The sequence below is a fragment of the Massilia sp. genome, assembly GCF_031995545.1.
In the GTDB taxonomy this organism is placed as follows: Bacteria; Pseudomonadota; Gammaproteobacteria; order Burkholderiales; family Burkholderiaceae_D; genus Telluria.
In genome coordinates this window covers 122,148-143,270 of record NZ_DAMAGA010000004.1, presented here as the reverse complement: position 1 = coordinate 143,270, position 21,123 = coordinate 122,148, and the positions used below count along the sequence as shown (strand labels likewise).

Sequence of the window (21,123 nt, the reverse complement as noted above, 5' to 3'; positions counted from 1 at the left end):
CCGTCAGCAGGCGGGCGCCTGCCCCGCCACCTGGGCGCGTACGCCATCCGCGATACGTGCCGACAGCTTGGCCAGCGCCGCGCGGTGCCCGGCCACCAGTCCCGCATGGCCACTGCCGGCCGATTCGCGGAACACGCTGCGGCAGGTCAGCACCGCCTGGTCGCCGGCGCGGCGCACGCTCCATACCGTGTCGATCAGCGCGTAGTCGTCGAGCTTCGATTCGAAGCGCTGCACGCTGGCGCTGATACGGTAGATCGGCGCACCGGCCGGCGCCGGGTTGCTGTACACATCGACCGCACCCAGTTGCGCGGCGATGCCGAGCGACAGCGCGCTGCCGATCTGGTCGTCGAGCTTACTGGCCCAGCGATGGTGTTCGAGCAGGTCGACCTGGCCTTCGCCCTTGGCCACCACCATTTGGTTGCGCCGCACCTGGTCCGGCACCGTCACCGGCCGCATTTCGATGTACGTGCGGCCGGCGCCGGCCGCCGGCGCGGGAACGGAACCGCTGTCGCTCAGGGTATAGAACTGGTCGGGCGGCGCGCTGGCGCAACCGGCCAGCACGGCGGCCAAGGCCAGCGGGGCGCACGCCTTACGGGCGAATGTGAATCCCTTCATTTCTTCTCCTGCGGTTTGCCCCGGATGAGCGATTCCGGATGGCGTTCGAGATAGTCGGCCAGATCGTTGAGCTTGTCCATCGTGTCGGTCACTTCCTGCAGCGCGCGGCGCAGGTCGGACTGCAGCGGCGAATCCTGGGCCAGCAGGCTTTCGGCGCTGGCGAAGGTCTGCTTGGCGGCGACCAGCGTGTCCTTCATCTCCGGCAGTACCTGGCCGTCCAGGCGCGCGATCAGGGCGTTGGCCTTGATCAGGGTCTGGTTCAGGTTATTGCCTATTTCGTCGAACGGAATCTTGTCGAGCTTGCGCGCGATATTCGCGACCTGGGTCTGCAGTTCGTCGAGCTGGCCCGGCACGGTCGGGAACACCAGCTGGCCGTTCTTCATCGCCAGCGCCGCCTTGGGCGCGTTGCGGTGGAAGTCGAGCGCCACGTACAGCTGGCCGGTGAGCAGGTTGCCGTTCTTGAGCTGGCCGCGCAGGCCGCGCCCCACCATCTGCGCCAGCGCGTCGCCGCCGGTGGTGCTGTTGAGCGTCTCCAGGAACGATTGTCCCAGGCGGCCCGGATACAGGTCGACCGTCACCGGCATGTTCAGCTTGCGCCGTTCGCGGTCGAACTCGACGCCGATGCTGCGCACCTCGCCCAGCGCGATGCCGCGGAAGTCGACCGGCGCGCCGACCGTCAGCCCGCGCAGCGAACCGTCGAAGTACAGCACCGCGCTCACCGCCGGGCCATCGGGCGGACGCAGCGCCGCGGTGCGGTCTTCGGCCAGCACGAAGCGCGCTCCCGCAGCCGCCGGCGCGGCGGGCTTGCGCCCATCCACCGATTCGAAGGCGATGCCGCCGGTGGCCAGCGCCGCCAGCGACTGGGTATTGAGTTTCAGGCCGTTGGCATCGAGCCGCAGGTCGACGCCGCTGGCGTGGAACCAGCGCGTGTCCGATCCCACCAGGGCCGTGTACTTGTCTTCGACGAAGGCCGACATGTCGATCCCCTGCCCGCTGGCGTCGAGCGTCACCGACGCCACCTGGCCCACCTTCACGCGCCGGTAGTAGACCGGCGAGCCCGGTGCCACCGAACCGAGGGTGTCGGCGTGCAGCCGGTATTCGCGTCCTTTCAGGCCGTACGGCACGGCGGGCGGCGTCTCCAGGCCGGCGAAGGCATCCTTGGTGTTTTCGCTGGTACCGGGTGCTGCCCCGATGTAGGCGCCGGACAGTAGCGTGTTCAGGCCCGACACGCCGGCCGCGCCGATCTGCGGACGCACCACCCAGAAGCGGCTGTCCTCGGCGGTGAAGCGGCGCGCTTCCTTGGCCATCTGGATCTCGGCCACCACGCGGCCGGCGTCCTCGCCGAGGCGCACCGACTCGACCTGGCCGATGTCGACGTCGCGGAACTTGACCTTGGTCTTGCCCGCTTCCAGGCCCTCGCCGGTGGCGAAGGTGACGGTGATGGTCGGCCCGCGGTTGCCCATCCAGACCGCCACCTGCCAGGCGCCGATGATGGCGGCCAGCACCGGGATCAGCCAGATCAGCGAAGGCAGCCAGCGGCTGGGGCGGTCGATCGCCGGCTTGGGCGCGCGCGGACCGGCCGGGCCGGACGCCTGCGGCGGCACCGGCTCCGGGCCAGGCGTGGACGAAGATGCAGGCGGGCGTACGCCGTCCTGTTCAGACATGTTGGTGTTCTCCATGTGAATCGATCGGGTCCCAGATCAGGCGCGGGTCGAACTGGCGCGATGCCACCATCGTCAGGATGACCACGCAGCCGAAGGCGATCGCGCCGGGGCCGGCGGTGATCACCGCCACCAGGTCGAAGCGCACCAGCGCCACGGTAAGGGTGACCACGAAAATATCGAGCATCGACCAGCGGCCGATGAATTCCACCACGCGGTAGGTGCGGGTGCGCGCCAGCGGCGCTTTTCGCGAGCGCAGCTGGGCCGATCCATTGAGCCAGGCGAGCGCCGCCAGCTTCGACACCGGCACCACCACGCTGGCAATGAAAATGATGATCGCCAGGCCGGGCGACCCGGTATTCCAGAACAGCAGTACACCGCTCATGATGGTGTCGCCTTCGGTGCCGCCGACCGACTGGGTGTACATCACCGGCAGGATGTTGGCGGGAATATAGAGCAGCGTGGCGGCGGCCAGCATGGCCCAGGTCCAGCCGATGCTGTTGGGGATGCGCCGGTGCAGCGCGGCGCCGCAGCGGCAGCAGTGTTCATGGGTACGCGCGCCGTCGGTGGCGGCGGCCTGCGCGTCGAGACGGTTCACCAGGCCGCAGGTGTCGCAGGCGAGCAGCTCCGCCGGTTCCCGATGATGATGGTGATGGTGACCGTGGTGCGCGGCGGCCTGGGCGCGGCGCACGTCGTCCGGCTGCGGCACCTGGCGGTCGGCCAGCGCCCACAGCGCGCGCGGTTCGTAACGCATCACGATGGCGCACAGAATAGTAAGAAAGGCGAACGCGAACAGGCCCGGATGCGGCTCCACCCGCGCCAGGCTGGTCATCTTGATGACGGTGATCAGGATGCCGATCATGAGCACTTCGGTCATCGCCCAGTGGCGCGCGCCCTGCACCGTGCGCAGCACCAGGTTAAAGCCCGGCACGCGGCGCCGACGGCGAAGGCCAATGGCGACATACAGCAACGCGCTCAATTCGATGCCGGGGAAAACCACGGCGCACAGCAGCACCATGGTGGCGATCACGCCCATGCCTTCACCCCACAGCACGCCGATGGCTTGCAGCAGGGTGACGCCGGAGGTCATACCGGCCAGGCGCAGATTGACGATCGGGAAAGTCTGGGCCAGGATAAATACCAGCACCGCCGCCAGCGTCAACGCCACCATGGCGTCGGTCTGGGCGGTCGGGCCGGAGGCGTGCCAGCGGTACAGCTCGAGGTGGCAGCGCGCGCAGCGCGCACGCTCGCGCACCGACAGCGGCTGCCATTGGTACAGGCAGCCGCAGTCGTGACAGCCGATCAGCTCACCAGGTTTCATACCGCGCGGTCTTTCATCATGCAATAGCACTATGTATCATGACCGGCAGCAACTAGGCGCGCGTTTCAGCGAAGCGCGAATACCTGCGCAGGTCAGAAGCGGACCTTGACGAAAGCCGACGGGCCGGTCAGTTTCAGATCCATTTCGGCGGCGCGTTCGTTGTTGCGCTTGAGTGCGATCTTCTGGATGCCGTAGTCGAGCACCAGGCCGACGTTCTTGTGCGGGAACCATTCGACGCCGACCGAACCGCTGTACACGTGGCCTTCGGTGCTGCCGCCATTCTTCTTGACGCCCGAGGCTTCGGCGAACAGGCGCCATTGTTCGTTGAACTGGTGGCGGTAGCCGAAGTCCAGCACCGGAGCGTAGGCGCTGTCGCTGGCCGACGCCGAACCGCTCCAGCTTTCGGTCTGGGCCGGGTTGGTGGCGGTGACGGTGGCGCTGGCCGAGCCGGAGATCTTGCCGCGCAGGTAAGCCGCGCCCAGGCCGACGCCGAACACGTCGTTGCCGGTGCCGAACCAGTAACGGTAGGTCAGGCGCGCCAGTTCGATGCGCAGCTTGGCGTTGCCGCTGGCGGTGCCGCTGACGTCGCGGCCTTCATAGACGGTGCTGCCAGCGAAGTCGCCGCTGTAGTCGTTGTCGTAACGGAAGTAGTCCAGGTGCAGGCCATGGTTCGAGCCGAACAGGATGTTGGCCTTCACGCGCGGCAGGGTTTCCTCGTCGATCTTCTCGTCCGGGGTATCCAGGCGGCCGAACTCTTCGGTGTTGGCGCCCAGGTGGATTTTCGGCTCGGCGTAGAAGGCACCGACCGCGATATCCATGCGGTCGAGCGCAGGCGACACCGTCGACTGGGTCTGGGCCTGCGCCATGCCAGCGGTGGCAGCGCCCAGGACGAAGGCGCCCTTGAGCAGGTTGGCGATCAGGGTCGGACGGGTACGGAAATCAGCGCGGAACATTTTTTATTCTCCAATCATGACAAGGTCAAATCAAACTGCCCGCCAGAGGGGCTCTTGGCGCAGCGACAGTGGATTATCGCCAAATGACACATTGATAACCCGCACGATTGAACGGAAATGTTGCGAAAATGACGCACGAGTCATTAATTAACCGTTGTGCGCGCTGGCGTACGGACAGCACGATCGAAGACGCCGATGGTTTATGATTGATCAACAATAACTTTTAATACCAGTCAATGAAGCAATACACCCTTCCGCAAAATTCCTTCCTGCTTCTGTTGGCGCTGGTAACGATCGCCTTCTTCTGGATTCTGCTGCCCTATTCCGGCGCCGTGTTCTGGGGCGTGGTGTTCGCGATCGTGTTCGCTCCACTGCAGTCGCGCCTGCTGCGCGCGACCAAGGGCAAGCCGACCGTGGCGGCGCTGCTGTCGCTGCTGGTGATCCTGCTGATGGTGATCTTCCCGCTGACGATGATCGCCGCCTCGCTGATCGACCAGGCCGCCGCCATCTACGTGCAGGTCGGCTCGGGCCAGGTGAACTTCAACGCCTACTTCCAGCGCATCGTCGCCGTCCTGCCCGACTGGGCCACCTCGCTGCTCGAGCGTTTCGAGCTGACCAATCTGGCCACGCTGGAAGCCAAGCTGACCGACGCCGCCGCCGAGATCAGCCAGTCGGCCGCGCGCTATGCCGTCCGCTGGGGCAGCAATACGCTCGACTTCGTGGTGAGCACGACCATCATGTTGTACCTGCTGTTCTTCCTGCTGCGCGACGGCCGCATCGTCGCTGCGCGCATCCAGCGCGCGGTGCCGCTGAGCGTCGCGTACAAGGGGCGCCTGTTCCAGAACTTCACCACCGTGATCCGGGCTACCGTGAAAGGCAATGTGCTGGTGGCGATGGCGCAGGGTGCACTTGGCGGACTGATCTTCTGGATCCTGGACGTGCCGGGCGCACTGCTGTGGGGCGTGGTGATGGCGATGCTGTCGCTGCTGCCGGCGGTGGGTGCGGCGTTGGTGTGGGCGCCGGTGGCGATTTATTTCCTGGCGACGGGAGCGATCTGGCAAGGGATCGTGCTGGCGGCCTATGGCGTACTGGTGATCGGGCTGGTGGACAACATCCTGCGCCCGATCCTGGTCGGCAAGGATACCAAGCTGCCGGACTACGTGATCCTGCTGTCGACGCTGGGCGGGATGGCGCTGTTCGGGCTCAACGGCTTCGTGATCGGGCCGGTGATCGCGGCCCTGTTCATCTCGGCGTGGGACCTGTTTGCCCGCGCGGACGAGTTCCACGAAGACTGATCACAAGGGCGGGCCCGAGCGGCCCGCCGCCTGACGGCACTTATTGCGCTTGTGCGTGCGCTGCCAGGTGTGCTGCCACCGCCGGCGACACGGCGTCGGCGCCGCGGGTCATGCGGTACAGGGCCCAGACGTTGGTGCTGGTCGCATGACCGGCTGCCAGCGGTGCCGGCTGGAACAGGTTGCGCACGAAGCGCGCCACGGCGCTGGCCATGGCGGACAGTTGAACGGCGGCGGACGGGTGAATGGACAGGGTCGACATGATGTTCTCTCTCAGATAGTTGCGCTGTAATGACGTTAGTATGCGCTCTTAGAGATAGAAATCAAATTGCAATCCATGATACGAGCCATTCACAGATCATCTATCTTGAATTGAAGGCCGGCAATTGACGGAATATGCCGTTGGATCGTCTCCTGTCTGCCATACCATCAGCCTGCGCCAGCCGCCACCGGCCCCACCGAGCGCATGATCTGCAACACTGCCGGTCCCAGCAACACCACCAGCAACGCCGGGAAAATACAAAAGATCAACGGGAACAACAGCTTGGTCGCAATCTTCCCCGCATTCTCTTCGATCAGCTGACGCCGGCGCGTGCGCAGCTGCTCCGACTGCACCCGCAGCGCGGTGCCGACACTGGTACCGAACCGGTCCGCCTGGATCAGCATCTTGGCCAGGTTATCGACATCTTCGACCCCGGTACGCAGCGCCAGGTTGCGCAACGCCTTTTCCCTGGCGCTGCCGGCGCGCAGTTCCAGCGTTACCAGTTGCAGCTCTTCCGCCAGCACCGGGCTTTTCAGACCGATCTCGGCGCCGACGCGCGCCAGCGCCGCGTCCATCGCCAGGCCGGCTTCGACGCACACCGTCATCAGGTCCAGCGCATCCGGGAAGCTCTCGAAGATCTCGCGCTGGCGCGTGGCGATCTTGCGCTTGAGGATAATGTCCGGCACGTAGTAGCCGACCGCGGCGGCGGCAATCAGGTACAGGAAAGTCACACTCATGGTGCGGTTGCTGTCATGGCGCAGCAGCAGGAACACGGCCAGCGGCAGGCCGACCGTCAGCGCGGTCTTCCCGGCGTGGAACAGGCCGGGCGTCGAGGCACCGCGCCAGCCGGCGTTGATGAAGCGAAGGCGGATCGGCGAGCCTTCCCAGCCTTCGGCCGGCACCGACAGCCTGGCCAGCGGCTCGGCCAAGTGCGCCAGGCGCTCGCGCCAGCTGCGGGTGGGAATGCGCGCCACGCTGTCGCGCTCGTCGAGCGCGTTCAGGCGGGTCTTGACCGGGTCACGCGTAAGCAGCAGCATCGCCGCGGCGGCGCAGCCGAAGATGGTCAGGAACAGGACCGCCAGGATCAGGAGTTGGACTTTGTTCATTGCAGAATTCGGTTCAGGATAATGTCGACTGCGGCTTACATGCGGATGCGCACGATCTTGCGGATCGCCAGCACGCCGAAGATCATCATCAGGATCGCGGCGCCGCTCAACTGGCGCCCGACCGGGTCATGGATCAGCACCCCCATGGTGGTGGGGTTGGTCATGTACATCACGCTGCCGGCGCCGAACGGCAGCAGGCACAGCACCCAGGCCGAGATGCGGCCCTCGGCCGACAGCACGCGCACCTGGCCGGCCAGCTTGTGACGGTCGCGGATGATGGTGCTGATCGAGCTGAGCAGCTCGGTCAGGTTGCCGCCGCTCTCGCGCTGGATCAGTACCGCGACCACGAAGTACTGCAGGTCCATGCTCGGCACGCGCTGCGCCAGGTTGCTCAGGGCGTCGCCCATCGACACGCCGAAATTGACTTCGTCGAACGCGGCCTTGAATTCCTCGCCCAGCGGCGCCGGCACTTCCTCGGCCGCCAGTTTCAGCGCGGTCGGGAAGGCGTGGCCGGCGCGCATCGCGCGGCCCATCATGTCCAGCGCTTCCGGCAACTGGCGCTCGAAGCGGGTCAGGCGCGCCTGGCGCGCACGCGCCAGCTGCATCAGCGGCAGTGCCGCCGTCGCCAGGGCGGCCAGCGGCCACGCCGCGCCGGGCAGGCCGAGCCAGATCGCCAGCATCAGTCCCGGCAGCAGAAACACTGCGCACACCAGAAGCAGGCGCGAGACCATGTAGCCGGCGCCGGCCTGCTGCAGCATGCGGTCCAGGCGCCGGGTGCCCGGCAGGCGGCGCAGCAGCGCGTGGGTGTCCGGGTTGTCGCTCAGGCGGCGTTCCTTGACGATGGTGACGTCGAGTTCGCGCACTTCGGCGCCGATCACGTTGCGCAGGCGCCGCGCGATGCGCTCGGCTTCCGGGTTGCGGTGCGCCGCCCAGCCGACGTACAGGCCCCAGACCAGCAGCATGACGGCGGCGAACAGCACCGCGATGAACAGGATGAATGTGGTATCCATTGGTAGCGTCAGTCCCGAAGCGATCAGCGCGGCTCGAAGATGTGCGGCGCCAGGTTCACGCCGAAGGTGCGCAGGCGCTCGGCGAAGCGCGGACGCACGCCGGTGGCAACCGACTGGCCCTGCACCGTGCCGTCGTCCAGCACGCCGGTTTGCTTGAAGGTGAAGATCTCCTGCATCGTGATCACCTCTCCTTCCATGCCGGTGATCTCGGAGATCGACAGCACCTTGCGCTTGCCGTCGGTCAGGCGCGACACCTGGACCACGACGCCGACCGCGGAGGCGATCTGCTGGCGCATGGCTTTTGGCGGCAGGTTCGGCGCCGCCATGCTGATCATGTTTTCCAGGCGCGTGAGTGCATCGCGCGGGGTATTCGCGTGGATGGTCGCCATCGAGCCTTCGTGGCCGGTATTCATCGCGCCCAGCATGTCCATCGCTTCTTCGCCACGCACCTCGCCCAGGATGATGCGGTCCGGACGCATACGCAGTGCGTTCTTCACCAGCGCGCGCTGATTGACTTCGCCGCGCCCTTCGATGTTCGCGGGACGGGTTTCCAGGCGCACCACGTGCGGCTGCTGCAGCTGCAGTTCGGCCGCGTCTTCCACCGTGACGATACGCTCGCTGTGGCCGATGAAGCCCGAGATCACGTTCAGCATGGTGGTCTTGCCGCTGCCGGTGCCGCCCGAGATCACGATGTTCACCTTGGCCTTGCCCAGGCCCTGCAGCACTTCGGCCATGTCGGCGGTCATGCTGCCGTACGAGACCAGGTCGGCCAGGCGCAGCGGATCGGCCGAGAAGCGGCGGATCGACATCACCGGGCCGTCGATCGCCAGCGGCGGGATGATCGCATTCACGCGCGAGCCGTCCGGCAGGCGTGCGTCGACCATCGGGCTCGATTCGTCGATGCGGCGGCCCACGCGCGAGACGATCTTGTCGATGATCTTCATCAGGTGGGCGTCGTCGTTGAAGGTGACGTCGGTCAGTTCCAGCTTGCCGCGCCGCTCGACGTACACCTGCTTGTGGGTGTTGACCAGGATGTCCGACACCGTTGGATCCTCGAGCAGCGGCTCGAGCGGGCCGAAGCCGAGCATCTCGTTCTGGATGTCGCGCGTCAGGGTCTTGCGCTCGGCGTCGTTGATGACCACCATTTCTTCTTCGAGCAGGCGCTCGACCAAGAGGCGCAGTTCCTGGCGCACCTGGTCGGAACTGAGGCGCTGCATGCTTTCCAGGTCGACGCGGTCGAGCAGCGACTCGTGGATGCGGGCCTTGAGCTGGTGGTAGGCGCGGTTGTCGATCGGGCCGCGCTGGGCCACCGGACGCGGGGTGCTGGTGGTGCTGCCGAGACGTTCGCGCAGCGAGATTGCGGAGGTATTCATCGTGCTGCCTTCCTGCGGTCAGGCGCGCCGACACGGCGCTTGAACATGCGCGACATCAGGCCTTCGGCCTGCTGTGGCGCGGCTTCGCCGGTGAGCTGGCGTGCCATCTCCAGCAGCGCGGCGCTCAGGGGCGCCTCGGGCGCCAGGCGCGTGACCGGCACGCCCTGGTTCACCGACTTGGCGGCGGCGTCGTAGTTGTTCGGCATCGTGACCTTGATCTCGGTGTCGAACGCTTCTTCCAGGTCCTTGAGCGTGATGTCGCCGTTCCTGTCGTAGCGGTTGATGATCAGCTCGACCTTGTCGCGGCCGTAGTCGAGGTTGCGGAACACCGTCAGCAGGCGCTTGCCGTCGCGGATGTACGGCAGCGTCATCTGCAGCACCGGATAGATGGTGTCGGCGTGGTCCAGCGCCCGGATGCTGACCGGGTCGAGGCTGCGGCCGACGTCCAGCACCACGAAGTCATACTGGCGGCGTGCCAGCTTGATGATGGCGTCCACGTGCTCGGGCTTGACGTCGCTGGCGTGGGCCGGATCGGACGGCGCGGCCAGCACGCTGAAGTTCGGCGTGACGCTGACCATGCTCGAGGCCAGGAACGACGGGTCGAGGCGGTGGATCTGGGTCGCGACGTCGGACAGCGTGGCCAGCGGCTTGTTGTCCGAGACGAACAGCGAAGCGTCGCCGAACTGCAGGTTCATGTCGATCAGCGCCACGCGCTTGCTGCCGCCCTGCGACAGCGCGTAGGCCAGGTTGGTGGCGAGGAAGGTGGAGCCGCTGCCGCCCTTGCACGAGATGAAGGCCAGCACCTGGCCCTGGGCCGCACCGTGGTGGCCGATCTTTTCGTGCGCGCGGTCGAGCGCTTCGCCCAGCGCCGCGATGCCCGGCGCCGCCGGCAGGACTTCGCGCACGCCGGCGCGCATCGCACGCAGCAGGAACTCCTGCGACAGGTCGCCGGTGAGTACGATGAAAGCCATTCGCGGGAACAGCTGGCCGATGCGCTCGAGCTGGTCGAGTTCACCTTCTTCGGGGCGCGGCTGGTCGACGATCAGGACGTCGGGCACGGCTTCGTCGGCCATGGTCGACAGGCGCGCCGGCGAGCCGGCGATCATGTCGACTTCGTCGCTGCCGGGGCGGTTGCGCAGCTGGCGTGCCAGCTCGATCAGGTGGCGCTCGTCGCGCGAAAGGACTGCGATCTTCACGGTAACCTCTTAGCGCCCGAACGCCGAGCCGGCCTGCTGGGGCTGAGGATTGGCGTAGGAGTCGTTGTAGTTCTTGACGATCTCGACGGCGCTGTTGCCGTCGATGGTGGCCGGGCGGCGCTGCGGCTGCGGATCGGCGATCTGGCGCGCGACGATGCTGCGCACGCTGGCGCCGTCGGTGGCCGGGCCGTCGGTGGCGCAGCCGCCCAGCAGGGCCGCCGCGCTAACGAGCGTCAGCGACAGTACGATGCGGATCTGTTTCATGGCTTGTCCTTTGCGGCGGCATTCTTGACTGCCGCACCTTCGTGTTTACCTTCGAGCAGGAACTCGGCGCGGGTCGGCGCCACATAGGCGTCGGTCGGCAGCGCCGGCACCGCTTCCATCGGCTTGACCAGGTGCGGCGTGACGATGAACACCAGCTCGCTTCGGTCGTTCTGGAAGTCGCTGCTGCGGAACAGCGAACCCAGCACCGGCACTTCGCCCAGGAACGGGTAGCGGCGGATGTTGCTGGTCACGTTATTGCGGATCAGGCCGCCGATGGCGAAGCTCTGGCCATCCTGCAGCTGCACCGTGGTCGAGGCGCGGCGGGTGGTGAAGGCCGGCAGGATGGCGCTGGCCGCGCCGTTCAGGCTGACGCCGATGCCCTCGCGGTTCAGCTCCGATACTTCGGGCGCCACGCGCAGGTTGATGCGGCCGCTACCCAGTACGGTCGGAGTGAAGCGTACCGCGACGCCATACTCTTTCTCTTCGAGCGTGATGGTGTTGTTGCCGCTGGAATTGTTCTGCGCCACCGGAATGAAGATCTTGCCGCCGGCGAGGAAGCTGGCCTCCTGGCCGCTGATCGCCATCACGTTCGGCTCGGCCAGGATCTTGACCAGGCCGTCGCGGTTCTCGCCGTCGATGGTGAGGCTCTTGGCGCCGTTGCCGATTGCGCTAAGGCGGCCGGCGCCGCCGCTGAGCAGGTTCGACAGGATGCCGTAGGTCCAGCTGCCGTTGCTCTTCGAGTAGCCGGCCTGGGCGCCGAGCTGGTCGACCAGCGACTTCGACACTTCGGCGATCTTCACTTCCAGCATGACCTGCTGCGGCGCAGCCACTGCCAGCATATTGATCACCGAGCGGTTCGGCGCCTTGACGTCGGGCTTGCTGGCACTGGCCGGCGCGGTCGCGGCGCCGGTGCCGGCACCGGCTGCCGGCGGGCTGCCTGCCTCGCCGCCGGAGACCAGTTGCGCGCCCTCGTTGAACGCGGTGGCCAGGTCCACCAGCTGGCTCGCCACCAGCGCGTCGCTGACGGTGCCGGACAGGATCAGGGTGTTGCCGCTGTTGCTGATGCGGATCTCTTTCTCTTGCGGGAACAGGGCCTCGAACTGGGCGCGCAGCGCGCCGGTGTCGATGCCGACGTCGATGTCGATCACGGTCGAGCGCTTGTCCTTGCCCGACACGATCATATTGGTGCTGCCGACGCTGCGCGGCACGATCACCACTTCGCTGGCGCTTGGCACCACGACGTCGGCGACTTCGGGCGCGCCCACCGTCACCTGGGAGGCCGGGGTGCAGAAGCGCTTGATCTGCGATTTGCCGCGCACCAGTGCGATGCGCTGCGAGATACCGGCGCGCAAGTCGATGCAGTCGCCCGGCGGCGCAAGGGCGGTTGCGCCGGCAACGGTGGCCGGCGCGCTCCTGGCGCCGGCGGCGTGGCTGGCGTCCATCGCCAGTGCCAGCGCGCAGGCCAGCAGGGTCTTGTTGAAAGCAGGTTTCATGGCGTTCTTCATTCGGATCATTGCGAGGCGGCGCCCAGGCCGCGGATAACCATCACGCCGTCGGCCTGGCGGGCCGGAGCGGGACGCGCTGCGGGTTGACGGGCCGGGACCGGGGCCTGGACCACGGCCGGAGCCGGGGCCGGGGCTGGTACGGCCTTGGCCGGCGGCAGGCCGAGCACCGATTCACGGGTGGCGCCGCCGGTATTGGCCGGCTGCGGGTCGACCTGGTTGCGCAGCACCAGCGACAGCGAACCGATGCTGCGTGCAAGGTCGAGCTTCTCGACCTGTTCCGGCGCCAGTTCCAGCGTCACGGCATTGACCACACGCGGCTTGGTGTCGTCCACCACCGAGTCCTGAGCCACGGCCAGCACCAGGATCCGCTCCAGCACGATCTTCGAGATCGAGGCCTCGCGCCCGCCAAAGTCGGATGCCGGCTGGGTCAGGTTGACCAGGATGTCGACGTAATTTCCCGGCAGGGCGAAGCCGGCCACGCCGACCACGTCATTCACGCGCACCGTCATGGCACGCTTGCCGGCGGCGACCACGGCCGACAGGCCGCCCAGCGTCCCCGGCGGGGCCAGCTTCGACTCGAGCAGCGGTTCGCCGCGACCGATGTCGGAACGCGCCACCCGGCCTTCGAGCAGCTTGGGATCGGTGACCGCGCCCGGTGGCAGCGCGCCTGCCGGCCACTCGGCCAGCTGCAGGTTGGCGGCCGCCAGGCGCGAACCCTGGCCGATGTCGGTGGCGGCCACCACCACGTGGGTGCCGGCGGCGCCCTGCTCGCCCATCCACTTGGCGGCCAGCACCACGGCGCCCAGCGCCAGCACCAGGGCCACGCCGATGATCAGGAATGCTTTTGAATTTCGCATGGTCGTTCTCTCTACGTCTGTCTTATTTGCCGCGCTCGCGGCGTTCCAGTTCAGCGGGGCGGCCAGGGGCGCCCGCGGCAAAATAGTTGTCCCAGGCCCAGTCCAGCGTGCTGCGGTTCAGGGCCGGGGCGCGCTCCTCGAAGCGCGCCAGGTCGCGCAGCTGGCGCACCAGGTCGCGCGGGTAGCAGGCCAGCAGCGGCACGCCGTGCTGGCGGTGGCGCTCCAGCAGATACTCGAACATGCCCTCTTCCACCGTGACGCCGATGCGGGCGCAGGCCTGGCCGAACAGCTCGGCGTATTCGGCGGCCGACGCCGGCGGCACCTCGATCTTGTAGCCCAGGCGGCGCAGGAAAGCGCCATCCGACAGGCGCTGCGGCACGAAGTTCGACGAGAACACCACGATCACGTCGAACGGCACCTGGAAGGTGTGGCCGGTGTGCAGCGTCAGATAGTCGACGTTACGGTCCATCGGCACGATCCAGCGGTTCATCAGCGCTTCCGGGGTGCAACGCTGGCGCCCCAGGTCGTCGATGATGAAGATGCCGCCGTTCGACTTCAGGTGCGGCGGCGCCTGGTACAGCCGGGTGTGCGGATCGAAGCGCAGGTCGAGCATGTCGAGCGTGAGTTCGCCGCCGGCCAGCGCCGCCGGACGGCGCACGCAGCGCACCCAGCGCGCGTCCGGCGCGGCGCCGCGATCCAGGCCGCCGCCGCCGCGTGCTTCGCACTCGCCTTCGACCACGTGCTGCACGCTGTCGAAGAAGGGAATCACTTCGCCGTCGACCATCAGCGCGTACGGCACCGCGATAGTGCCGTGCAACAGGTCGCGCAGGCGCTCCGCGAGATAGGTCTTGCCGCTGCCGGCCAGGCCGTGCAGGAACAGCGCGCGGCCCGAATTCATCGCCGCGCCCAGTTGCGCCAGCACGTGCCCGTTGACCACGATGCCTTCGAACGCGGCATGCATGGCGGCGCGCGTGACGTGAACTTCGGCCACGCTCTGCGCCGCCACCTGCGCCGTGTAGGCGGCCAGGGTCACCGGCGCCGGACCGGCGTAGGCATTGCGGCCGACGGCGGCGCCGGCGCGCGCACGGCCGGCCTCGGTGAGGACATACGACAGGTCGGCATCGGTACCGCTGTTGCCGACGCGCGCCACCTCGACCAGCTTTTCACCCCGCAGGAAGGCCACCAGCGGATCGATCACGCCCACGCTCAGCTTGAGGTGCGCGGCCAGTTCGGGCAGACGCATCTGGCCGCGCTGATACAAGACCTTAGACATTAGCTCGGCCAGGAACAGGAACGGCAGGCCGGTTTCGTCGACCGTGCGCGGCGCCCGCATGTCCGATGGCAGCTGAGGCGGCAGCATCGACTGGACCGCATCGTTCACAGCGGCAGCTCCCCGAAGGTGCGCAGCCACACCACGCAGCCGACCGTCGCCACCGCGATGGCCACCGCATACGGCAGACGGCCGCTGGCCGCCGCCGGTGCTTCCACTTTCAGGGCGCCGCCGGACAGGCCGGACAGACCGCTGTGCAGCACCATCTGCAGCGCATTGCCCAGCAGCTGGCGCAGGCTGCCCTGCCACAGTGCCCAGGCCACAGCCAGCACGCCGCCGGACAGCAGGGTGGCAAGCGCCACTGCCAGGATGTCGCCGGCGCCGACGAAGGCGCCGACCATGGCGAGCAGTTTGACGTCGCCGGCACCCATCAGGCGCAGTGCGTACATCGGCATCAGAATCGCCAGGCCCAGGGCCAGGCCGCCCAGCGCCGACAGGACGCCGAGGCCGCCCATCGGCACCCCGAACAGCCCCTGCCCGGCCGGCAGCAGCGCGTGTAGCGCGAGCGCGGCCAGCGCGCCCGGGAACACGATCGCGTTCGGGATGCGGCGCGAACGCACGTCATGCGCGACGGCGGCGGCGAGCAGTGCGAACAACAGCAGGAGTGGAAGAGATGACAAGGAAAGCTCCGGGTAAAAAAAATCCGGAACGCTCAGGCGTTCCGGACAGCCGCCCGCTGGGGGCACGTAGACGAAACTGACTTAGCTAGGCTTGACGGTGCCGTTAACCAGCTTCGACAGCTTGTCGAACAGCTTGTTCGTCTCCGTCCCCAGTGCAGCGGCGCCAACGCCGATCACGCCGGCGATCAGGGCTGCGATCAGTGCGTATTCGATTGCGGTAACGCCGTCTTCGTCCTTGATGAAGTTCTTGATGAAGGTCATGATAGTTCCTTAGTAAAAATATAGAGAGTTAAAAACTGCTTGGCTTATGCGCTCGTCCATGCGGCCATTGCCGCGATGAAGCAGACGACTGCGACAAGGGCCGTGAGAACGACGTACGACATGGCCGGACCTTCACTTCTCTCGTACTGCTGTTCCGGTTTGTCCTGGTTGTCGTACACGTTTGCTCCTGTCCTGTTGCCGCCGTACCGCATGATCCGATACGCAGCGCATGGATAGAATCTTACGCAGCCGGATGATCGTTGCCATCCGTCAAAACTCCCTTTTTGCACGGTACCTTGTGCCTGGGGCGTCTAGTACATTGGTACTAGCACCCCGTAGGAACGGTCCTTCGAGACCTCTGGGGCGGGCAACCTGTCAGGACAGGCCGTGCTTGGTGGCGTAGACGTACAGTTCGAGCCGGTTGGCCACGTCCAGCTTCTGGTAGATGGTGGTGAGGTGGTTGCGCAGGGTGCGCTCGGAGATGAAGGCGCGTTCGGCCAGATCCTTGTTGAGGGCGCCGTTGCCCTGCACGATCAGCTTGACCACTTCGCGCTCGCGCGCCGTCAGCGAGCCGATGCGTCCGGCTTCAGGATCGACCTTCGGCGCGGCCGGCGTCACCAGCTGGCCCAGCAGCGCCTGCATCAGCGACTGATCCAGCCACAGCTCGCCGCCGTGCACCTTCTTCACCGCCAGCAGCACGTCCTCGGTCGGCGCTTCCTTGCTGACCACGCCGCGCGCGCCGAGTTTGACGGCAGAGGCCAGCGTGGCCTGGTCGCGGTTGGCGCTCAGGATCACCACGCGGCTGACGCCGTTCTCGAGCAGCGCCGGCAGGAATTCGAGCGAGCTGCTGCCCTTCAGGTCGAGGTCGAGCAGGACAATGTCGGGTTTCAGGTCGGCGCACAGGGTGCGCGCCTCGATGCCGTCGCTGGCGCTGCCGACCAGCTCGAAGCCCGGCCCTTCGGCCTGGATCAGGCGTTCCAGGCCCCACAGCATGGTCTTGTGGTCGTCGACCAGCAGGATGCGGATCGTCATGGATTCTCCTTGGTTTCTTGTTTTAGGTGGGGATACGGATGCGCAGCAGGGTCTGCTTGGCATCGGATTCGACTTCGAGCGTGCCGCCCAGCGCCGCGGCGCGCTCCGAGATCGAGCGCGGGCGGAACGGCGCCACGGTATGGCCCTGGGCGTCGCCGGCCGGGTTGAAGATGTCGATCGCCAGCTGGCCGCTGCCTTCTTCCTGCGACACGAACACGCCGGCGGTGCGGGCGCGGGTGTGCTTGCAGATATTGCTGATGCCTTCGGTGACGATCTGGAACACCTCGGCTGCCATGCGGTCGTTGATCGCGGCTGCGGCATCGACTTCGAGCATCACGTCGACGCCGTAGAAGGTCTGCACCTGGCGCAGCTGGCGCCGCAGCGCGATCAGGAGTTCCGGCTCTTCCTGGCGCCCGCTCTTGAAGCGGTGCGCGAAGTCGCGCATGTCGCCGATCACGCCGCTGCACATCGCCAGCAGGCGGTCCAGTTCCGGCGCCACTGCACTGTCGTCGCCGGCCTGGTTGCGGATCGCCGCCACCGCGTGGCGCAGGCCGATATAAGGCTGGATGGTGCTGTCGTGCAGGTCGCGCGCGATGGTCTGGCGTTCGCGGAAGGCGGCCTCCGAGGCCAGGCGGTCGAGCAGGTCGATGGTCTCGATCACCGGAATCGCCTGCTGCACGATGTGCTTGAGGAAGGTGGCGTCACCGCGGCGCAGGCCGCGTCCGGTGACGAAGATCCGCCCCGCCCCCTTGCGCAGCGGCAGCGAGGCGCAGATGAAGGCGTCGCTGTCGAGCAGGTCGGCGATCTGGGCGCAGTCGTCCGGGTCGAGCTGGCGCCATTCGCGCTCTTCGACGGCATAGCGCAGCGCGGTCGGCCGCGCCGGCAGCCAGCGCGCCAGCAGGTCGGCGACGCCCTCTGGCAGCCAGGCCGGCAGCCGTTCCGCCAGGCCGGCGCGGTACAGGGCGGCGCCCTTGTCCAGCGCCAGCAGCGGCCCGACCGCGGCCTCGCTGGCGCGGTTGTGGCTGATCGCACGACCGCTGCGCGGGTGATGCACGGTATTGAGCATCCAGCGCTCATGGCTGTCATGCATCAGCAGCACGCAGGTGGCGCCGCCATAGAAGCGCAGGATCTTTTCCATCAGCGAATCGAGCGTGTGCTGCACGCCGAAGCGGGGATTGGACAGCCGGCTGACGTCGCGCAGCAGCGCCAGGCGGCGGCGCTGGTCGACCGCCAGCCCGCCCCAGAATGCGATCATGTAGCCCAGTGCCAGCACGAAGGTGGCGCGCAGCAGCAGGATGTGCAGCGCGCCCGTGCCCTGGGCGCCCAGCACCGCCAGGGTGACCATCAGCACCGAACCGAGCGTCAGGCGGGCGCCGGCATCGAAGCCGTGGCGGAACGAAGCTGCCAGGATGGCGAAGAAGAAGAACGAAAAGAACGGGCTCACCGCGCCGCCGCTGGCGAACGCCATCAGGCCATACCAGCCGATGTCGATCCAGTACACCACCGGTCCGTGCCAGAAGCCGGCGCGGCGACGCGCGATCAGCAGCAGGACCAGGCTGTGGATGGCATACGCGGCGAACACCAGGCGCGCCGCCGGATTGTCCACCGTGACGGCGGTCGGGCCGATGTACATGGTGAGCAGCGCCGACACCGCCAGCAGCAGGCGCATGCCGAACACCATCCAGACTTCAGTATCGGGTGCCGTGGCGCGCATGCCGGGCACGACAGGCGCCGGTTCGTCGGAGAGCGCTCCGGCGGAGCGCGGATCGGTTACGAAAGAAACGATGTTTTGATACCAACTCATGTTGTGCGGCACCGACAGCGGCGCGTATTTATCCCTGGAAAAATACGAAAATACAGAAATTGCCTTGTAGAATTCCCGAAGCTTACCGCATGCTGCGGGCATATCCACCGAAAAATTGTCCGAATGTCGATGTTTCCGTCCCTCCGCCGTCAGTCCGGCGCCACAGTCGTCGAAATGGCGATTATCGCACCGGTCTTCCTGCTGGTGCTGCTGGCGCTTGCCGAGCTCAGCTTGATGTTCTTTGCCACGCTGACCATGCAGTACGCGGTGCGCGAGGGTGCGCGCTACGCCATCACCGGCCAGAGCAACCTCGACCCCGCCACCAGCAACCAGCAGCGCTACAACGCCGTCATCCAGAGCATGCGCGACAACTCGCTCGGCTTCTACGACCGGCTGGCGCCGAAGATCTCGGTCAACGGTGTCGGCTACGCTGCCGGCGGCTACAACAACACCATGTTCGGCACGGCAGGCACGATTGTGGTGCTGCAGCTCACCTCGCAGTGGCCGGTGACCACCCCATTGCTGTCGCAGTTTTTCAAGGACGGCAAGTACACCTTTGTCGTCGGTGCCACCATGCGCAACGAGTATTTCCCTTGATGATCAAACTTCGCGTATTTCCTTCGCCATGAAGTTCTATCCTAACCGCGAGCGCCAGCTTGGCGTCGCCGCCGTCGAAGCAGCCCTGCTTCTCCCCCTGTTGATGCTGCTGCTGTTCGGTATGATCGACGCTGCGCGTGCCCTGCAGGCCAACATCATCATGACCAATATCGGGCGCGAAGGCGCCAATCTCGTGTCGCGCAGCGGCATCGACCTGGAAGATGGTGCCCAGGACGTGATCTATGCACTCATGGCGAGCGCGCCGCCATTGGATGTCAACAAGCAGGGCATGGTGTACATCACCCGGCTGATGGGCGTGACCGCCAATGGGGTGACCAACAATGTCATCGTCGACCAGTACCGCTGGGACGACGCCAGCCGCAAACTGGGCGCCAGCTTCAGCGGCTACCGCCCGACCAGCAAGGTCTATAGCTGCACCGGTTGGAACACCGCGAACGGCCAGTGCACGTCAATCAGCAGCACCAAGCGCCCGCCGACCACCATCCTGTCCGGCAAGCTCGACAATGGTGAAGTGGTGTACGTGGTCGAGACCTTTTACCGCTACGACATGCTGTTCACCGGATTCGCCGTCGGCGGCCTGAGCCTGGCCGACTTTGGGCCAGACCTGTATTCCTTTACCGTGTTCTGATCGTTCTCGACATGACTTCACTTCTTCACCGGCAGCGCGGCGCTGTCTCCATCATGGTCGCCCTGACGATGCTGGTACTGCTTGCCCTCGTCGGCCTTGTGATCGACGGCGGCCTGGCTTATCTGGTCAAGGCGCGCCTGAACGCGGCGGTCGACTCGGCGGCACTTGCCGGCGGCCGTGCAGTCACCAGCGGCAATAGCCAGGCCGAGCAGATCGCCAGCGCCCAAGCCGCCGCTGCCGATTTTTTCGCCGCCAACATCCCGTCCGACTATCTCCTGTCAAAACCGACGCTGCTGAGTACAAAGGTCACCTTCAACCAGGGGCAGGCCACGATCGATGTCAACGCTGAAGCACCGATGCCGGTATCGGTCATGCAGGTCATGGGATTTTCCTCCCTCAAGCCAACTGCCTTTGCTCAAACCATCCGGCGCGATCTTGACATGGCGTTCGTGGTCGATACGTCCGGTTCCTTGAAGACCCAGGCAGCGGCCGTGCGAACATCCACAAAGACTTTTCTGAACAAGTTCAACGTATCCCAAGATCGTGTTGGCCTGATCCATTTCGCTTCGGGCGCCGAAGTCGATTTTCCAATCAATCAATCGGCACGCGGATTCAACCGGACAGCCATGCTCAAGAAGATCGATAGCTATACGTTTGAAGACGGTACTGCTTCGGTCGAGGGAATGTGGAACGCCCGTAATCAGCTGAACTCGATTCCGACCAATAATCGTTCGACCATGCGCGTCATCGTCTTCTTTTCTGACGGCGCCCCCAGCGCCCTTGGCTCGATCATCAACTTTGTCAATGTAAGCGATTGTCCCTATGCGGGCACCATCGACAAGACAGTCGACAATTCCAGAAACCCTGCGATCGGATACGGCATGAGCGATTTGGACAGCAGCACATTTTCTTACATTAGCACCAGTTGCCAGACAATACGCAACAATAGAATCATGACGCGCAGCCTGCCTGTCTGGTATAACGCCCATGACAATAAGCGCGAATTCCAGGTTGTCACGGACAAGCCGCGTGCAGTGAGCGCCGACCTGACTTCGGTCGATGCCATCAGGCGCAACGTCGAGCTTGCTTCTCGCAACCTCGCGGAAGCCGTTGCCGATAAGGCGCGTGACGAAGGCATCGTCGTCTTTACGCTCGGAATGGGATCTTTGTTAAAGACCAAGGGCGACTACGATGGCGATACCGGCGAGATGATCCTGAAGTGCATGGCCAACGTGGCCGACGCGCCGTCGCGCTGCTACAACCCGAACAGGCCGGTCGGCATGTACTGCTATGCCGCCACCGAGGCCGACCTGACGCCGTGCTTCTCGCGCCTGGCGTCGGCGATCCTGCGCATCACCAAGTAAACTCGCTGCTCAAAAGGAACGGGCCGGCATGCGCGCGCATGCCGGCCCGTC

General features: G+C 66.1%; 22 protein-coding genes. 4 read left to right on the top strand and 18 right to left on the bottom strand.

All coding sequences use genetic code 11. The features are described 5' to 3' along the window. Positions 1–3 precede the first annotated feature (3 nt). The 4 genes from RTQ83_RS05315 to RTQ83_RS05300 all read right to left on the bottom strand — a co-directional run bounded on the left by RTQ83_RS05315 (position 4) and on the right by RTQ83_RS05300 (position 4,550). Complete coding sequence (locus tag RTQ83_RS05315) at positions 4–615, bottom strand: PqiC family protein (RefSeq protein ID WP_312511803.1); 612 nt, start codon at positions 613–615, stop codon at positions 4–6. Next, positions 612–2,279, bottom strand: a complete 1,668-nt coding sequence (locus RTQ83_RS05310) for an intermembrane transport protein PqiB (RefSeq protein WP_312511801.1) — start codon at positions 2,277–2,279, stop codon at positions 612–614. Before RTQ83_RS05310 ends, RTQ83_RS05315 begins: the two co-directional genes overlap by 4 nt. After that, entirely contained in the window at positions 2,272–3,597 is a 1,326-nt protein-coding gene (locus tag RTQ83_RS05305; RefSeq protein ID WP_312511799.1) for a paraquat-inducible protein A, read from the bottom strand. The genes RTQ83_RS05310 and RTQ83_RS05305 overlap by 8 nt, the downstream gene beginning before the upstream one ends. Positions 3,598–3,689: 92 nt before the next feature. Further along, on the bottom strand, positions 3,690–4,550 hold the full coding sequence (locus tag RTQ83_RS05300; RefSeq protein ID WP_312511798.1) for a hypothetical protein: 861 nt from the start codon (positions 4,548–4,550) through the stop codon (positions 3,690–3,692). A 236-nt stretch (positions 4,551–4,786) separates the two neighbouring features. Here RTQ83_RS05300 and RTQ83_RS05295 point away from each other — a divergent pair, with 236 nt between their 5' ends. Next, on the top strand, positions 4,787–5,845 hold the full coding sequence (locus RTQ83_RS05295) for an AI-2E family transporter (RefSeq protein WP_312511796.1): 1,059 nt from the start codon (positions 4,787–4,789) through the stop codon (positions 5,843–5,845). 40 nt (positions 5,846–5,885) lie between these two features. Here the strand turns inward: RTQ83_RS05295 and RTQ83_RS05290 are convergent, their stop codons facing one another. From RTQ83_RS05290 to RTQ83_RS05225, 14 genes are all read right to left on the bottom strand, one after another. Further along, a complete protein-coding gene (locus RTQ83_RS05290; protein WP_312511794.1) occupies positions 5,886–6,104 on the bottom strand; it encodes a hypothetical protein in 219 nt (72 codons plus the stop codon). Positions 6,105–6,271: 167 nt separating this feature from the next. Beyond that, positions 6,272–7,210, bottom strand: coding sequence for a type II secretion system F family protein (locus RTQ83_RS05285; RefSeq protein ID WP_312511792.1), 939 nt, complete (start codon positions 7,208–7,210; stop codon positions 6,272–6,274). Between the two features lie 35 nt (positions 7,211–7,245). Beyond that, positions 7,246–8,220: a type II secretion system F family protein gene (locus RTQ83_RS05280; RefSeq protein ID WP_312511791.1), complete on the bottom strand. Its 975-nt coding sequence runs from the start codon at positions 8,218–8,220 to the stop codon at positions 7,246–7,248. A gap of 23 nt (positions 8,221–8,243) precedes the next feature. Continuing rightward, a complete protein-coding gene (locus RTQ83_RS05275; RefSeq protein ID WP_312511789.1) occupies positions 8,244–9,593 on the bottom strand; it encodes a CpaF family protein in 1,350 nt (449 codons plus the stop codon). Next, complete coding sequence (locus tag RTQ83_RS05270) at positions 9,590–10,789, bottom strand: CpaE family protein (protein ID WP_312511787.1); 1,200 nt, start codon at positions 10,787–10,789, stop codon at positions 9,590–9,592. The genes RTQ83_RS05275 and RTQ83_RS05270 overlap by 4 nt, the downstream gene beginning before the upstream one ends. 9 nt (positions 10,790–10,798) lie before the next feature. Beyond that, positions 10,799–11,053, bottom strand: coding sequence for a hypothetical protein (locus RTQ83_RS05265; RefSeq protein WP_312511786.1), 255 nt, complete (start codon positions 11,051–11,053; stop codon positions 10,799–10,801). After that, entirely contained in the window at positions 11,050–12,546 is a 1,497-nt protein-coding gene (locus tag RTQ83_RS05260; protein ID WP_312511785.1) for a type II and III secretion system protein family protein, read from the bottom strand. The genes RTQ83_RS05265 and RTQ83_RS05260 overlap by 4 nt, the downstream gene beginning before the upstream one ends. A 17-nt stretch (positions 12,547–12,563) precedes the next feature. Continuing rightward, positions 12,564–13,415, bottom strand: a complete 852-nt coding sequence (cpaB, locus tag RTQ83_RS05255; protein WP_312511784.1) for a Flp pilus assembly protein CpaB — start codon at positions 13,413–13,415, stop codon at positions 12,564–12,566. Positions 13,416–13,437: 22 nt separating this feature from the next. Further along, positions 13,438–14,796 (bottom strand): ATP-binding protein, encoded by a 1,359-nt coding sequence (locus tag RTQ83_RS05250; RefSeq protein WP_312511782.1) that lies wholly within the window; start codon positions 14,794–14,796, stop codon positions 13,438–13,440. Next, on the bottom strand, positions 14,793–15,365 hold the full coding sequence (locus tag RTQ83_RS05245) for a prepilin peptidase (protein WP_312511780.1): 573 nt from the start codon (positions 15,363–15,365) through the stop codon (positions 14,793–14,795). Before RTQ83_RS05245 ends, RTQ83_RS05250 begins: the two co-directional genes overlap by 4 nt. An 81-nt stretch (positions 15,366–15,446) precedes the next feature. Beyond that, positions 15,447–15,626 carry a Flp family type IVb pilin gene (locus RTQ83_RS05240; RefSeq protein ID WP_312511778.1) on the bottom strand — a complete coding sequence of 60 codons (180 nt, stop codon included), beginning with the start codon at positions 15,624–15,626 and terminating at the stop codon, positions 15,447–15,449. 44 nt (positions 15,627–15,670) lie between these two features. Beyond that, the gene (locus RTQ83_RS05235; RefSeq protein ID WP_312511776.1) at positions 15,671–15,805 is read right to left on the bottom strand and encodes a hypothetical protein; all 135 of its coding nucleotides are present in this window, start codon (positions 15,803–15,805) and stop codon (positions 15,671–15,673) included. Between the two features lie 196 nt (positions 15,806–16,001). Beyond that, on the bottom strand, positions 16,002–16,658 hold the full coding sequence (locus RTQ83_RS05230; RefSeq protein WP_312511774.1) for a response regulator transcription factor: 657 nt from the start codon (positions 16,656–16,658) through the stop codon (positions 16,002–16,004). Between the two features lie 22 nt (positions 16,659–16,680). Then, positions 16,681–18,372 carry a sensor histidine kinase gene (locus RTQ83_RS05225; RefSeq protein ID WP_312511772.1) on the bottom strand — a complete coding sequence of 564 codons (1,692 nt, stop codon included), beginning with the start codon at positions 18,370–18,372 and terminating at the stop codon, positions 16,681–16,683. 219 nt (positions 18,373–18,591) lie between these two features. On the opposite strand from RTQ83_RS05225, the gene RTQ83_RS05220 reads away from it, so the two are divergent. From RTQ83_RS05220 to RTQ83_RS05210, 3 genes are read left to right on the top strand one after another with little or no spacing between them, the layout of a single operon-like run. Further along, positions 18,592–19,059 (top strand): TadE/TadG family type IV pilus assembly protein, encoded by a 468-nt coding sequence (locus RTQ83_RS05220; protein ID WP_312511770.1) that lies wholly within the window; start codon positions 18,592–18,594, stop codon positions 19,057–19,059. 28 nt (positions 19,060–19,087) lie between these two features. Continuing rightward, the gene (locus RTQ83_RS05215) at positions 19,088–19,708 is read left to right on the top strand and encodes a TadE/TadG family type IV pilus assembly protein (protein WP_312511768.1); all 621 of its coding nucleotides are present in this window, start codon (positions 19,088–19,090) and stop codon (positions 19,706–19,708) included. Between the two features lie 11 nt (positions 19,709–19,719). Further along, a complete protein-coding gene (locus RTQ83_RS05210) occupies positions 19,720–21,072 on the top strand; it encodes a VWA domain-containing protein (protein WP_312511765.1) in 1,353 nt (450 codons plus the stop codon). Positions 21,073–21,123: the final 51 nt, after the last annotated feature.